Consider the following 15,746-nt stretch of genomic DNA (forward strand, 5'->3'; position numbering starts at 1 on the left):
GTTGAGTGATATATGTACTTAATAAATCAGGATTAAAGTTAGAATGACATCCGAACAAATCTGCCAACGCTCCGACATTCTCGGCACTCAAGTCATCACCCGCGACAGAGGCAAACGCTTGGGGGTGGTCAGTCAATTGTGGGTGGACATAGACCGGCGGGAAGTTGTGGCGATCGGTCTGCGCGATAATATATTCGCGGTCGCTGGAATGCCGAGGTTTATGTTCCTCAACAATGTCAGCGAAATCGGTGACGTGCTGTTGGTGGAAGATGAGAGCGCGATCGAAGATGATGTTGATGTTGAAGTCTACAGCATTTTGATTAACAGCGAAGTTATTACCGAAACAGGCGAACTTTTAGGTAGGGTGCGGGGCTTTAGGTTCGACCCCGAAGACGGTAAGTTAGTTTCTATAATTATCGCTTCCCTGGGAATCCCCCAAATCCCCGACCAAGTTCTCAGCACTTACGAGTTGGGGATTGAAGAAATTGTCAGCAGCGGCCCGAATCGCTTGATTGTGTTTGAAGGTTCCGAGGAAAGGCTCAGACAGCTTAGTGTGGGTTTGCTGGAGCGCGTCGGTTTGGGTCAAGCACCTTGGGAACGGGAAGAGGACGAGGCAGGTTATTATCCGAAACCCGTGGCTACGGGAAATCAATTGGGCCCGGGCGTGCGGATACCTGCACCGGAAATGCGCAGCAGGGTAGCCGCGCCTGCGGTGGAGGAAGTTCCTTGGGATGAGGATTCGCAGTGGAATCGGCCTGCGGTGCGACAACCGCAGCAGCAGATGCGCGCGGTGCAGCCTGAGCCGATCGACGATTACGAGGATTACGAAGAGGATAATTGGGGCGGCGAGGAGGACGATTACGAGGAGGAGTACGAGGAGAAGCCGCAGTACACTCGCTCTGAGAATTCTCGCCCCAAGGAGCCGATCGTACAGTACGAGTACGAGGATGATGTGGAAGCTGATGCTTGGGCTGACGATGAGGCGCCGAAGCCTTACCAGGCTCCTCGGGTGAATATCCCTGAGAAAAATAAGACTCCCGAGTACGAGGAGGAAGCGAATTATTAGGAATTAATCAATTAGCTGAAACCAATATTTTGCACTCTTCTTAAGAACGGGCAAGATGCGCGTTCCACAATCAAGTTTATTTTTTGTGGAACGGCCTTCTAGCCCGTTGCTGATATTTGTGCAAGATGTGAGTTTAAACCAATATTTTGTAGGCACGGGTTTTACGAATAAAGTTTAATTCTCGCAAATAATCTAGTGGAGTAGGTTGGGGGATGCAGTGAAGGCGCTCAATCTAATTAAATTAGATCCATGAACTAGATAATACTCGCATGGCAGTTTACTATACTTTTGCTGACATTTCATATTATGTTAATGATCGAAAAAGATTTTGCTAAAAATGTTGCTTTCAGATTAATAACATATCTAATTTTTCCTATTTTTTTATCCACCACCACCGCTGAAATTGTCTTGCGAGTTGCGGGATACAAACCCTGGCAAATAGAAAATGTTGAGGTTGCGGTCGAACCAAAAGGTAACTTTTTTACCAAAGACTCGGAACTAGGCTACAAGCATTTGCCGGGTAAATTCAAGGTGACACTTAACGGCAATTACTCATTTAATACAACTCATCTCAATAATAGTTTAAGAATAACACATCCCCTCAATACTTACAATTCATCGTCAAAAAAGCCTATAATTTGGATATTTGGCTGTTCTTTTACCTACGGTTGGTCATTGAATGACAGCGAAACTTATGCTTGGTTGCTGCAAGAGAAATTACCCAAGTATGAAATAGTAAATTTTGGGGTTAACGGCTACGGCACGCTGCACTCGTTGATTCAATTCAAAGAAGCACTCAAACAAGGAAATAAACCCAAGATTGCGGTGATTGCTTATGCGGGATTTCACGACCGCCGCAATACTTTGTTAAGGGCGAGAAGAAAGCAAATGGCTGCTTGGAATAAACTGGGTATTTTATTCCAGCCCGATGCGAGGCTGAATGGAGAAAATAATTTTACCTACAAAATGGCAAAACTTGAATATCACGAGTTCCCCCTGATGCGGGTTTCTGCATTAAGCCATTTTTTGGAGGTTAATTACAATCAATTTGAAGAGGGATTGTACAAAAGTCACGATGTTTCTAAGACAATTATTCAAGAGTTTAACCGTGTGGCGGAGGCTAGTGGTGTTAAGTTAGTTGTGGCCGGAATTAATGCCGGTTCTGCTAAGATGTTGGAGGAGTTAAGTGAGGAGGGAATTCCTACAGCGGATATTTCTGTTGATTTGAAAATACCTGCCAATAATAATTTACCTCATGACCTTCATCCAAGTGCGATCGCCAATCGGCAATATGCAGAAAAGTTGGATGTTTTTTTGCAAGATACTGTTTTAAAGTAAGTTAACGAACCGCGAAGGCGCAAAGAACGCGAAGGAAGAGAGAAAGAGGTAGTTTAGGAGTTATTTAGGGTTGCGAGAGTGATGGGAGTATTTGATGTTGTGTCTTTTAAATTGCCTCGAAAATTTATAATTGATGGTTTTTTCCTGTTTTTACTTGTTCTCGTAACAGTTACAGTAACATCAATCTATGTATCCAGCGAACATACTTTTTATTGGTGGGATTACGCGGGATACAATACCGCTACAGTCAACACGGCAAATTTATTTCGAGACTCGCCAGATAAAGCATGGGGCGGAGTTATAGAATCCCTATCTAAGGAAAAAAACCTGTTAATTTCTTTGCCGTTAGTGCCGTTTATTCTTTTATTTGGCGAGTCTCGGCTGAGTTACATTCTCAGCGTATCCCTGATTTATGTGCTGCCGTTTCGCCTGTTGCTGGGGGCAATTTCTGCAAAGCTAATTCCAGTTTATCCCCGCCGGGTGTTTTGGTCTACTGTGCTGCTGAGTTTATTGATTCCGATGAGTTGGATACCGACTCTGCGGGGATATCTGGATACTGGCGGCTGTGTGTTTGTAGCCTTGGCAATTTGGGTTTATTTGCAGGATGTTAAGCTGAAATCGTGGTGGAAAATCCCGTTAATTGGGTTTTTGCTGGCGGCGGCAATTCTGTTGCGGCGTCATTTTGCTTATAGTGCGATCGCATTTTTTGGTGCAGCGACTTTACAGGTTTTCATCGAGTTTATTGTACTAATATACCGTAGAGACACGGCACTAAAATACCCTAGGGAAACGGAACTGCCGTGTCCAAAAGACCAGGATACGGCAGTGCCGTTTCCCTACAGATGCTTGTTTCTATCCGGCATCAAATTGGGCTTGATAGCTGCAACTAGCTTAACTATTTTAATGTTGGTAGCGGGAGATTTTACTCGCAGTGCTTTGACGGTTGACTACCGCAATTTGTATGTTGCTTGGAGTTTGCCTGTAAATGATATTTTAACTCGTTATGCGGATTTTTACGGTTTGGGAACTTGGCTGCTGGTACTGATTGGTTTTTCGGCGGGAATTCTCACGCGAATCCTGGTTTCGGCGGGGGCTATTTTTGTTTCGTTGTTTGGGGTTTTGTCGCTGATTGAATGGCTGTTAGTGTTGCGTTACGGCTACTTGCACTATACAATTCATCTTACACCGATCGCAGTTTTGGGATTGTCAACATTTTTCTGGACAACTTGGCTGACACTCAAGGGAAAAGTTCGGTATTTGATGCTGGGTGTCGCGGGTTTGTACCTGGTTGTGAATGTCGCAGTTGGGTTAATTCCTCTCAAAATTGATGTGTCAAGAATGTTTGTAGGTAATTTTCCACCGTTAGTGCGATCGGACTACGGCGAAGTTGTAAAATTAGTAGAGTTTCTGCGAAAATTAGCACCGAATGAAGAACCGATTTATATTGCCGGTGCTTCTAACAGTTTTAATGCTAATATCCTCAGACAAGCCAACCGCAAATTAAATCCGCCGGAGGGTTGGTGGAAATTAAATACAATCGGGAGGCCGCAAATTGACTCGCGCGATACTTACCCGCTACCGGAGTTGTTGCAGTCACAATATGCGGTGGTTGCTACACCCTTTCAGCAGGTGTTACCGAGTGACGAACAAGTTTTGCGATCGCACGAACAAGATGTTGTTAAAGTTGTGTACGATGCCTTTACTCAAAACTGGGAAATTGCCCGCGATTTCCAATTGCTACCGGAACAGTTTAAGCTAGAAAACGGCGTGACTGTAAGAGTTTACCGGAGGGTGAAGACGACGGATACAGCAACGGCAGTTAGGACTCTGGATGCGATGCAGCGGCAAATAGTCGATCGACCAGGCACGCAGTTAGATTGGATTAGTTTGCATCAGTCGATCTACACAAGTGCCAATTATTCGGTCTATCAAGGATCGGATAACCTATATAAGATTGTAACTCATCCAATTAAAAACAGCCAGAAACTCGATACATCTTTCCTGTATTTAGGTTCGATTTCAGACCAAGTAAAAGTTACCGGCAAACTCAATTTACCTAACCAACAATGTCCGGGAGTTGTCCTGCGCTTGACTTTGTGGGACAAGCAAGGTAAATTAATAGACTCAGCAGAGATGGCTTATGGTCAAAAAAGTGCGATCGGCTTCAATCTATTAGTTGAGGGCAAAAATCCCATTTATCTGCTGCTTGAGGTATTGAGTAGCAGCAAACAGGATTTAACAAACCAATGCCGACTGGAGATTAACAATTTGGCTGTCAGTAGGTAAGTTGAACCGTCAATGCAAAAACATCAAAAATCCCACTGGTATTTTAATCTATCTCTCTATACTTTTGTCATCATCGGCTCCCTGATGGCAACTGGCTATCTTTTCCCCATTGGAGGCAATTTCCCAGAAGTGCCGCCAATTCAATTTATGCTCAATCCTGAACTGTACAAAAATGATTATTACGTTCAGGAAATGGTTAAATTTAATCCGAGATATTACTATTATTATATTATCTATTTGCTCGCAAACTTAGGAACAAGCATTCCCCTAGCGCACTTTATCTATCAATTTTTAGCCTTCGGTTCATTTATCCTAGCTTGCTACGCAATTATCAATATTTATACTAATTCAAAACTGCCCGCAGCAGCGATGACTTTTTTATGTATAGCCGCTTCATTTACAGATGTTGGTAACACGCTGATATTTTCCACGAAATCCTTACCCAGTACCTTCGCTATGGCCTTTGCCATCTGGGGAATTTATTTTAGTTTGCGCCAGAAATGGCTGATAGGATATTTATTTTTTGGACTGGCTTGTCTGCTGCAATTTTTAGTTGGTTTGTTGCCAGGATTGATGATGGTTCCCGTTTTGGTAATTCAATCTGTAAAACAGCGGAAGTTCAAAACATTGATTTTGGCGATCGCACTTTTAGCAGCAATGGCAAGTATCGTTTACGTACCGATGTTATTAACAGGTACTACCAGCACTCAAACTATCGACAACGCCGATTTTGTTTACATTCACGCGAAAGTCCGCAACCCCCACCACATCCTCCCGTCAAATTGGGATGTCGGGAATTGGTTCAACTTTATATGTTTCATAATGGGTGGCTTGCTTTGCATCAAAAATTCCGATTTATTGCCAAAAGAAGACAAAGTTAATTTTTATATAATTGTTGGTACATCAATTATTGCATTATTTCTCAATTACGTATTTGTCGAAGTTTACCCTTTGGCTTTTATCGCCAAACTACAGTTAGCTAGAACTGTACCTTTTGCTCAATTAATTATATTTATTGCTGTTGCTTTGACGGTAGATAGACTTTACAGAGAAAAACAAATAGCTGTTAGCTTATTGATCTTAGCTGTACTAACTTTGCCTTTTAGGGGTATCATTTTCCTAGCATTATCAGTTTGGCAAACAAAAACTTACGTATTTCCGAAACGATATAATATATGGTTGTGGATTTTAGCAGCAGGAACGGTAATTTTCAGTTTGATATATCCGCTGACTGATTCATGGGAAATAATGGGCGATCGAATAATTAGCATCCCAGTTTTTTTCTCAATCCTCGCCTTTCCATTCATTTTAGAAGAAACATCCCTAGCTACATCTATCAAACAAACTCTAACTCACACATTAGCCTTAATAACTACCGCCACCTTAGTTTTTGGAATATCAGGAATTCTACCCAAACCTATATTAAATGTATTTCAAACAAGAGTTAATATCAATGCCGTTCCCAGAGACGACTTAAGCAAATTAGCTGTGCGATTTTCGCAAATTAGCAGCCAAGATTCACTCGTATTAATTCCACCCTCAGTTACCAGCTTCCAGTTTTTCTCCGAAAGAGCGATTGTCGTCAACTTCAAGAACTTCCCCTTTACCGAAAAAGGCATCAAAGAATGGCAAAATCGCATGGAAACCGTTTTAGGAGTCCCCTTAAACCCGCAAATGATTTGGGGAGGAAATGACTTTTTCATCCGCCGCAGTAGTGCGGATTTAGTCAAAGTAGCCAGAAACTATCAGGCCGATTATATCCTGACTCGTACTGACTGGCACCCAAATATTCAAGGGGAAATCGCAGACAAACAAGGCAAATGGATACTCTATAAAATTAGGTAATATGTAATTGGTAAAACTTGTTAAATCCCAATCTAACTTTTAGATTAGTCAGCAGAGGTAGACTTTGCTTGTCTAGAAGAAATTTCAACATCCGATTTATCTGCGTTAATCAGCGTTAATCCGCCTTAATCTGCGGTTAAATATCAAAACCAGAATCATCAATAATTTCACTAATTTGCTTGTCCACATAATCAGCATCCACATTCCGCGCCATCAACTCAGCTAAAATCCCCAAAGAAATCAACTGCACCGACAGAATTGTACACAAAATCCCAAAAAATAACAAAGGTCGATTCCCGATCGGCCCAAAATTCATCCCCGCCAAATTCAGAAACCAAATAACTATCAAATAACTCAGCGAAACAGTTCCAACCAAGCCAAAACACAATCCCAAACCCCCAAACAAATGACCCGGTTTGTGCAAATACTGTGTCGTGGCTAACACCGTCAACAAATCAATAAATCCCCGCGCATAACGTTCCCAGCCGTAATTTGATTTTCCGTGCTTTCGCGGATGATGTTCGACAACTACTTCCCCAATTTTAAACCCTAAATTGTTTGCTAACGCTGGAATGTAGCGGTGCAATTCCCCGTACAATTTAATCGACTGCAAAACTTCCCTGCGATAAGCTTTAAAACCGCAATTCATATCGTGCATTTGCACCCCAGTCAGCAAACACGCAACCGCATTAAACAGCTTGGAAGGTAAAGTTTTAGAAAGCGGGTCGTTGCGCTGTTTTCGCCAACCGGAAACTAAATCAAATCCCGATTCTAAATGATGTAAAAATTTGGGAATTTCAGCGGGGTCATCCTGAAGGTCAGCATCGAGAGTAAAGATAATTATCCCTGCTGCATTGCGAAATCCTGCTGAAAGTGCGGCGGATTTGCCAAAGTTGCGGCGCATTTTAATCGCTTTAATTAGTTTGGGATGTTGGCTGGCTAAATCTGTAATTTCTTGCCAGGAATAATCGCGGCTGCCGTCATCTATAAAAATGACTTCGTAACTGTCAATTTCTGTTTGGAACATGACAAGTTGGATTTTCTCAAACAGCAATTTTAGGGTGGCTTCTTCGTTGTGAACTGGGATTACGAAGCTGAGATGTTTTGGCATAGGGTTATTCTATTTCATTTGTGTTGTCAATGAGAAATTTTTTATTAACCGCAGAGGGCGCAGAGGAGGAGAAAGAGAGGTTTTTTAGTTTTTATTGATAACTTGGGAGTTTCGCAACGCTACCCAACCTTCGCGGTTTTTAAATGAGGCATAAGCGGTCAATAATCTATCGGTTGGTGATGTTTGAATGTATCCTCTCCAAGCTGCGAATTCGTAAGAAGGGCTAAACAATTTAACTAAATCTGGGCGCGGAAATCCTGACATGGCAAAACCTCGAACGACATTTTCTTGGTTGAGAATAGCAATACATTTTACATTGTTTTCGGGGTCTCCTACCCAGCCAATTACTCTGGAGGCGGCGGGTGCAAGTTTGGTGGCTGTATCAAAATATCCGGGTACTCCGTCTTTGGGCGCTGACAGTAAATTTGCGTCGATTTTTGTGTCTAATGCTGCACAGAAATTGTGTTTTTTGATGTCTCGGTTAAATGGCACTAGGTTGTTACTTTTTAAGGCATCAATTAATCCGATAAAAGCGGCGGGTTTGTTGCCTACGCGGTCTTTAATTAGCGTTACGTCGGTGATGCCTAATTGCAGTGATAATCCTACTAACGGTTGATAGGTTGCTCTGCGGGCGATCGCCATTGCAGTTTCGCCTCCCACCCCGTACATTAAAATAATCGCGACTGTGGCGACTGCAAACAGCGGTGTCAGCCAACGCCCTTGAATTCTTGGTGTTGGCTGCAACTCGCGCACCCACAATACTGTGAGGACAATTGTGCTCATCCAAAACAAAGCTGGGAGTGTGGCGTAGCGGGAAGCGGTGGCCTGTTCGACGCCAAATCCCGATCGACTAACCGCGGCCATTAACGCCGTTTGCAGCGTGTAAAGTTGGATTGATAGCCAAGGCAGCCAATCCGCGCGATTCCCTACGGGATAGCTACGCTTCACGACCTTTTTTACAAATAGCCAATAACCCACAAAACCCGTCGCTGCCATCAAACCAATTATACCAATAATTGAAGCAAAAATAATATTTTCGCTAAAAATTCCGCCGAGATAAGTGGGAATATATTCGAGAGTTTTGAGCGGGTTAATTTTAGTTAAAGAAGGGTGATGAGAAGGAGTTTTATAAGTTAAAAAATAAATGCCAATCACTCCAATCGAAGCAATGAAATACAAATAAGTTATTCGCCGAGGAAACCGCAGCACAACAGCAGCAGCACACAATATCGGCCACAAAGCTAAAGGAGTGCTGTAACTAATACAGCCTAAAACACCAAAAACAATGCTGCCAATTACCCACTTATTTTGTTCCCATCCTCCGTTACCAGGCTCTGCCTGGGAATGAATATCCAGAGGCTCCGCCTCCCTCTTTCTTGACAAAAGCTTCACATAATATTGCAAACAAAATATCGAACAAATCACAAATAAATTAGCAATTATCCAGTGAACGCCGCTGAATCCCCGCATCCAATTGTGAGCCGCCGCCGGAGTAAAATTAAAAATAGAAATGCAAAGGAGTAGGGAGATAAATTGCAGGGGAAAACGCCTCAAATTTAACGGCAGCAGAGCGATTAAGACGTAACACTGAATCCAAGCCAAGCACCAGGCTACTAAACATAAACCAATATTTGAACCTTGGGTGACAGCTATATTCAAGCCATAAATAATTGCCGGAATTAAGACAAAATGCTCATTCGCCCGAAATATCCAATTAAAAGGATTTGTAGAGAAACCGTCTACTGAATAAAAATTCCACGTCATCCACCAATAATCAAAATTAGACAAGTCTCCCGCTTGGGATATCAAGTACAAAATATATGACGCTGGTATTAAAATGCCGAGAACTGATGCGGCAATTAAAATATATTGTTGCTTGACTTTCATGGATTCAGACATTGGGATATTTTTAATTGGTAAGGGCGGGTTTAGGCGAGCAACTTAGAATATAACAGGTAACTCATGAACAAAACCCCCCCTCGCGTTTTGATTTTTCCTCTTGAACCAGAAACCCGGTTTCTTCCTGTCTGTCTAGTCGTCAAACCAAAGATGGCGGGCTGAAACCGGGTTTCTTTCTGTGGGTAAATCTTATTTCATTTCACTTCTCTTGCCAGCATTTTTCTGAGTCCTTGCCGCCAGTGGGGAGGATGCGTATCCAGAAGTGCTGATATTTTTACCGTAGATAGAACAGAAAAAGCGGGGCGTTTTGCGGGGGTCGGATATTCGGCGGTGGTGATAGGAATTACGCGCTGAACTTTTAGGGGAAAGCCGAGTGTTTCGGCTTCCTCAAAAATGGCTATCGCAAAATCGTACCAACTACAAACACCGCTGTTAGTGTACTGGTAAGTGCCAAAATTTTTTGGTTGTATTTGAGGAATTATCTGCGAAATTGCCTCCGCTAAATCCCCAGTCCAAGTAGGACTTCCGATCTGATCGGCTACTACCCGAATTTCTTCTCTTTCCTTTCCCAACCTCAACATGGTTTTGACAAAGTTGCCTTTGCCACCGTTGCCGTAAACCCACGCGGTTCTAATAATAATATGTCGGTTTCCCGCTTTCCGAATTGCTTCCTCGCCTGCTAATTTCGATTTGCCGTAAGTTCCCAGCGGGTTCGTAGAATCTGTTTCCAAATAAGCAGAACCGTGGCTGCCGTCAAATACATAATCAGTAGAAAAGTGAATCAAACTTGCTCCCAGTTTTTCGCATTCTTCTGCAAAAAATCCCGGGGCAATACCGTTGACTGCGTGTGCTAAATCTGGTTCACTTTCCGCTTTGTCTACCGCAGTGTAAGCACCAGAATTGACGACTAAATCAGGTTGAATTTCAGCCATTGCTTGACGGATGCTTTCGGGTTGGGATAAGTCGAGGCGAGTGCGATCGAGCGCAATAACATCTCCCGAAGATAATAAAATCGGCTGCAATTCTTGAGCTAGCTGTCCGCTGCCGCCTGCGAGTAAAATTTTCATGATCAAAACACTTGAGCTGTTTTCAACGTTTGTCCAGCTTGGTCTTTAGCTGATAAGATTGGTTGGGCACCATCTAGCGGCCAGTCGATCGCCAAATCGGGGTCATTCCACAGGATACACCGCTCGTGTGCCGGTGCATAGTAGTCTGTAGTTTTATACAAAACTTCAGCCGTCTGGGAAACCACTAAAAAACCGTGAGCAAATCCCGCCGGAACCCAAAATTGCCGTTTATTTTCTGCACTCACCAAACAGCCAACCCACTGCCCAAAAGTCGGCGAACTTTTTCTAATATCCACCGCTACATCAAAGATTTCGCCAGCCACTACCCGCAGCAATTTGCCTTGAGGCTGCTGCATTTGGTAGTGCAAACCGCGCAGCACATTTTTAGAGGATTTGGAATGATTGTCTTGAACAAATTCTGCCGTCACGCCTGTTTTTTCGACAAAAGCTTTGTGATTGAAACTCTCAAAAAAGAAACCGCGATCGTCTCCGAAAATTTTCGGCTCAATTATCAAAACTTCCGGGATTTCGGTAGATATAACATTCATAGTTAGCTGTGAAAGTGATAAACTCATACTCTGTCTATGCTATTTTACTATGAAAGCCGACGCATATCTCAAAAAATTGTACGCCAATCGATTTGATTCCCGACAAATACAAACTAAAGTGGCACTCTGGAAAGTTTTAATTGATGAGTTTTTACAAAATTATGTTCCTCCAGAATCAACGGTTTTAGATATTGGCGGCGGTTACTGCGAGTTTATAAATCAAATTAGGGCTGGAAAAAAATATTTGATTGACCTCAACCCAGATTCAAAGTTATTTGCCAATCCTGATGTAAAAGTGCTGAACATTGATGTTTTAACTTTTGACGATAAACCAGCTTTTAGCGAAGACTTCGATCGGATATTTATCTCTAACTTTTTTGAACATCTCCGCAATAAAGAAGAACTAATCCAAATTATCTCATTTTGCTTTGAGGCCCTTAAGCCAGGGGGTTCTCTCTTAGTTGTCCAACCAAATTTCAAATATTCTTTCAAAGAGTATTACGATTTTATCGATCATCAATTACCCATTACCCACTTATCGCTGCAAGAACTGTTACAAACCATCGGCTTTGAAATTGACCTAATTATACCGAGATTTTTACCATTTTCGACCAAAGGCAGACCGGCATCGCCCTGGCTTTTAAAAGTTTACTTAAAATTGCCTTTTTTGTGGCAATTTTTGGGAGGTCAAATGTTTGTTAAAGCATCGAAACAAAACCAGAGAGGTAGAGACTCATGACACGTATTTCCCTTCAGATGCAGGCAGAGCGATACATCTGCGTTTATCCGCGTTTATCCGCCTGCATCTGCGGTTAAAAAATCCCTACAAAATCGAACTTAAAACCACCTCATTAGCAGCAATCCAATCATAAATATCCTGCAAAGCCGCTTCCGGCCCAATAACAGGCTGCCACCCTGTTTTCTCCATCACCCTAGAAGAATCAGTAATAAAAATCGGAATATCCCCCGCGCGTTCCTCCAAAACAGGAGGAATCGGAATCGATTTCCCCGTAATCTTTTGGCACAAATCAGTTGTCTCAACCAAAGAAAGACTGTTGCTCAAACCGCCGCCAACATTAAAAACTTCACCATCTAATTTGGAAAAATTTTCTAACTGATAATTAACTAACCTCAACAAATCTTCAACGTGCAGTAAATCCCTAACCTGCTTGCCGCTGCCACCAAAACCGATATAACTCAGCGACTTTTGAAAATAGTGAGCCGCCACCCACAAACCGCAAACTCCCTGATCGACTTTACCCATTTGCCAAGCCCCGGTAATCAACCCGCAGCGGTTAATAATTGCGGGTACATTGTATGCTTCCCTGTACTCCTCAATCAGCAATTCCGAAGCTAATTTAGTTGCTCCGTAAAGCGAACGGTGTCCTTTTAAAGGGAAGTCTTCTGATATGCCCAACTCGGATATACCGGGTAAAGTTTGCTCGGGGGCGATCGCAAATCTATTCGGCAACTCTAACAGCTTAACAGATTTGACACTGGCGATCGGATACACCCGGCTCGTAGACAAAAACAGCAAACTCGCACCCGTTTGTCTCGCCAACTCCAAAACATTTACAGTGCCCAGTAAATTCGTTTGCAAAACGTACTGTGGCGAACTAAAACCAGCCAGCACAGAAGGCTCCGCAGCACAATCTATAATGCAGTCAGCATTCAGTGCAACTGGATCTAAATCTGCCGCTGTGCGAATATCCCCGTAAACAAACTGAATCCCGCAACTTTTAAGCCGAGGTAGATTCAATTCAGAACCCCGGCGGCGCAGGTTATCTAAACAAATTATTTGCCATTCTGGGTGCAGTTTCTTCAGGCCAATTGCCAAACAACTGCCGATGAAACCAGCCCCGCCCACAATTAAAATTCTATCAGGCATTCACTTTTAATTTTGCTATCTTTCTAGTCCGGTGGTAGTCGCCGCGAGAGAGATGTTTTTCGAGCCAGACATACAAGACAATAAACAAATACCGACTCCCCATCTCTTTTATTTTCAGCTTAGAAATGCCGGCAGTCCGATTGTACCATCTCAAAGGAATCACCGTATAGGAAAAACCCCGGACAATTGCTTTTAAAGGCAGTTCCACTGTCAAATTAAAATGATGGCTCAAAATGGGTTGCACGCCTTCAATCACTTCTCTGCGGTAAATTTTAAAAGCATTGGTGACATCGCTGTACCGCAAGCCGAAAATACTTTTGACAAACCAGTTTGCTAAGCGGTTAATTGCTAACTTGTGAATTGGATAATCAACTATAAAGCCGCCTTTAATAAAGCGGGAACCGAAAACGCAATCATATCCTTCTTGCAACTTGCGGTATCCTGCTACCAAATCGATCGGATCGTCGGAAGCATCCGCCATCACAATTGCCACAGCATCTCCGTCAAATTCCGCCAATCCCCGCCGCACCGCAAATCCGAAACCGTTGGGAGGTTGATTGTTGATGTATCTAACTGTGGCAAAAGTCTCTGACAACTCCTGGCAAATATCAATAGTTCGATCGACACTGTTGTCATTCACAATCAAAATTTCGTGCGGAATGCCTTCTAAATCAAGCGTCTGGGCGATCGCCCGCACAGTACCGTACAAACAGCCCTCCTCATTGTGGGCTGGTATAATCACAGAAATTTTCACTCCTCATCCTCCGCGCAACTGGACAAACTGGTTGTCAACAGGATTATACACCCAAGCTTTAATTTCGGTTTGGGCGATCGGCAAATTATTATCCGACAAATCAACCGCCCACCTTGCATTGTTGTACAACTCAGATGTTAAACTCTTAGCGATGTCGGGACTGTCCAAATTTACATAAGCGTTAGCAAAAAAAGATTGTCGATCGCCGACAGATAGCAGTACAATATTTGGTTGTTTCAAATTTCCTGGCAAAACCGCCCAACCGGAAGCCTTGACAGCAGCATTTTTCTTGACAGTCACTGATTTCTCGCTGGTTTGAGGTTTCTCTAAATAGCCGTAAACTTTCTCGGTATTAGAAATAAACTCTACATTTTTCGCGAACTTTCTCCAACCTATTTTGTCGATAATTGCCGCGCCTTCTCTCACCAGCCAAGTTTTTTTGCTCAGCACCCTCAAACAGCTTTCCTGCGAATTATCAAAAAAATCCGACGGTTCCAGATAGTTAATTAACTGCAAACAATCTTGAGCGCCTTGTTTGTAAAGAAGTGCCGATCGAGATTGGGCGATCGCCTGCTGAGAGTTAACAATAATTGTAGCAATTAACAGCCCTGCCAACATCCGATAAAAAAAATTGTAGTTGTGGTTTAACGTTGCTTTTGTTTCTTGATATTTACCTCGGACAAACAATTGCCCTAGCTGAACCACAGCAATTAACAGCAAAATCGAATTCGTCGTATATCTCGACGATTCGAGCGCCTGAATCGCCCCAAATTCCGCCCTGCCAGCAGTAATAAACAGAGCCGATAAAACAGAAAAAAAACCTATTGACAGCCAAGGTAAAGCATCGTGATTTTTACTAATATCATTCCTATTTGTCATTGCGAGGTACGAAGCAATCGCTGGGGCTGGAGATTCCTTCGCATGGCTCGCAATGACGAAGAAATAGAATCCCAAAAATAAGAAAATTGCAAATATTAGCAAGCCAACCAGTGCAGAAATACCCGGAAAACGTACAAGTGGTGAACCCAACAAACTCAAAAAATAATCAATCACCACAAGTGGCTTGCTCAACAATGAAATAATACTTGCTTTCCGACTGGGATGATAATCAATTGAGTAAACAGCACAAGTTGCCACAAACAGCAGCAGCCATACAATAATTCTTTTTCGTTTCTGCGCGGCATTTCCTTCTAAAGCCGCTACAGCCGGAATTGCTGCTAACCAAGAAAGCAAACCTTGGGCTAGGGAAAAACTAGCAATAAAGCAGAAGACAGCAGCAATAGAGATTCTAATATAGTGAAGTACAGATATAGGGTAGGGACACGGCACTGCCGTGTCCCTACTGTATTTCATCCGATTAAAAACCGCTATATTAGGCAATAATTTGTGATGTGAAACCAGCGCATAAACCGCAGCTACAAAACACAAATTTACAAAAAACCACGCTAATTGAAATCCCCAAAGCCAGTTTTCGTACTGAACTAGAGAGCAAAGCAAAATACAAGTTAAAATATTAGCTAAATGCCACAAATCATCCCCAACATTCTTAACTTGCATCGAGGATAACTTGTACATAGCGAGAAAAGTTATTGCAGCCAAACCTATGCTGAGACACAACTGATAATTAATATTCCATCGGGAAGCAAAAGCCAGCACCGCAATAATTATTTTCGGGAACACTATGCGGTGATTGCTGTGCAAAGCCCAAAAATCGTTAAAAGTTACATTTCCCTGAGCTATTTTCTCAAAAAGGCTAGCTAACCTCCACTCGTCATCAACGGGAACGTTAACGCTAAAATTCGCTACAAATCCGATTAATAAGAGGACAGGAATTAGATATAGAGTAAATAAAATAAATTTTTTCATTAATGTGCGATTGCAGCCACAATTTTATACCAAGCTGCGCTCCAATTTTCTTTTAAGTAGGTCGCTCTAATTCTACTC

The 15,746-nt window shown here is 42.7% G+C and carries 12 protein-coding genes; 5 read left to right on the plus strand and 7 right to left on the minus strand.

Annotated features, from left to right (window positions below; genetic code table 11):
* Window positions 1-43: 43 nt before the first annotated feature.
* The 4 genes from QUA54_RS00835 (at window position 44) to QUA54_RS00850 (ending at window position 6,535) form a co-directional block, all read left to right on the plus strand.
* Entirely contained in the window at window positions 44-1,066 is a 1,023-nt protein-coding gene (locus QUA54_RS00835) for a PRC-barrel domain-containing protein (RefSeq protein ID WP_333412520.1), read from the plus strand.
* Window positions 1,067-1,372: 306 nt separating this feature from the next.
* Window positions 1,373-2,404, plus strand: coding sequence for an SGNH/GDSL hydrolase family protein (locus QUA54_RS00840; protein ID WP_333412522.1), 1,032 nt, complete (start codon window positions 1,373-1,375; stop codon window positions 2,402-2,404).
* Window positions 2,405-2,503: 99 nt separating this feature from the next.
* Window positions 2,504-4,690, plus strand: a complete 2,187-nt coding sequence (locus QUA54_RS00845) for a hypothetical protein (protein WP_333412524.1) — start codon at window positions 2,504-2,506, stop codon at window positions 4,688-4,690.
* 12 nt (window positions 4,691-4,702) lie between these two features.
* The gene (locus QUA54_RS00850; RefSeq protein ID WP_333412526.1) at window positions 4,703-6,535 is read left to right on the plus strand and encodes a DUF6798 domain-containing protein; all 1,833 of its coding nucleotides are present in this window, start codon (window positions 4,703-4,705) and stop codon (window positions 6,533-6,535) included.
* A gap of 136 nt (window positions 6,536-6,671) precedes the next feature.
* On the opposite strand, the gene QUA54_RS00855 is transcribed toward QUA54_RS00850, so the two are convergent.
* The 4 genes from QUA54_RS00855 to rfbC all read right to left on the minus strand — a co-directional run bounded on the left by QUA54_RS00855 (window position 6,672) and on the right by rfbC (window position 11,160).
* Window positions 6,672-7,646, minus strand: coding sequence for a glycosyltransferase family 2 protein (locus tag QUA54_RS00855; RefSeq protein WP_333302137.1), 975 nt, complete (start codon window positions 7,644-7,646; stop codon window positions 6,672-6,674).
* Window positions 7,647-7,730: 84 nt separating this feature from the next.
* Window positions 7,731-9,545, minus strand: a complete 1,815-nt coding sequence (locus QUA54_RS00860) for a hypothetical protein (RefSeq protein ID WP_333412527.1) — start codon at window positions 9,543-9,545, stop codon at window positions 7,731-7,733.
* A 194-nt stretch (window positions 9,546-9,739) separates the two neighbouring features.
* Window positions 9,740-10,612, minus strand: coding sequence for a dTDP-4-dehydrorhamnose reductase (gene rfbD / locus QUA54_RS00865; protein ID WP_333412528.1), 873 nt, complete (start codon window positions 10,610-10,612; stop codon window positions 9,740-9,742).
* A 2-nt stretch (window positions 10,613-10,614) separates the two neighbouring features.
* Window positions 10,615-11,160: a dTDP-4-dehydrorhamnose 3,5-epimerase gene (gene rfbC / locus QUA54_RS00870; RefSeq protein ID WP_190742236.1), complete on the minus strand. Its 546-nt coding sequence runs from the start codon at window positions 11,158-11,160 to the stop codon at window positions 10,615-10,617.
* Window positions 11,161-11,209: 49 nt separating this feature from the next.
* Here rfbC and QUA54_RS00875 point away from each other — a divergent pair, with 49 nt between their 5' ends.
* Window positions 11,210-11,899: a methyltransferase domain-containing protein gene (locus tag QUA54_RS00875; RefSeq protein WP_333412531.1), complete on the plus strand. Its 690-nt coding sequence runs from the start codon at window positions 11,210-11,212 to the stop codon at window positions 11,897-11,899.
* 84 nt (window positions 11,900-11,983) lie between these two features.
* Here QUA54_RS00875 and QUA54_RS00880 read toward each other — a convergent pair whose 3' ends face one another.
* The 3 genes from QUA54_RS00880 to QUA54_RS00890 are packed head-to-tail and all read right to left on the minus strand — an operon-like array spanning window position 11,984 to window position 15,668.
* Entirely contained in the window at window positions 11,984-13,048 is a 1,065-nt protein-coding gene (locus QUA54_RS00880) for an NAD-dependent epimerase/dehydratase family protein (RefSeq protein ID WP_333412533.1), read from the minus strand.
* A complete protein-coding gene (locus tag QUA54_RS00885) occupies window positions 13,041-13,802 on the minus strand; it encodes a glycosyltransferase family 2 protein (protein ID WP_333412535.1) in 762 nt (253 codons plus the stop codon). The genes QUA54_RS00880 and QUA54_RS00885 overlap by 8 nt, the downstream gene beginning before the upstream one ends.
* A 3-nt stretch (window positions 13,803-13,805) precedes the next feature.
* The gene (locus tag QUA54_RS00890; RefSeq protein WP_333412536.1) at window positions 13,806-15,668 is read right to left on the minus strand and encodes a hypothetical protein; all 1,863 of its coding nucleotides are present in this window, start codon (window positions 15,666-15,668) and stop codon (window positions 13,806-13,808) included.
* Window positions 15,669-15,746: the final 78 nt, after the last annotated feature.

This window comes from Microcoleus sp. MOSTC5 (genome assembly GCF_036701825.1).
Lineage (GTDB): Bacteria > Cyanobacteriota > Cyanobacteriia > Cyanobacteriales > Microcoleaceae > Microcoleus > Microcoleus asticus.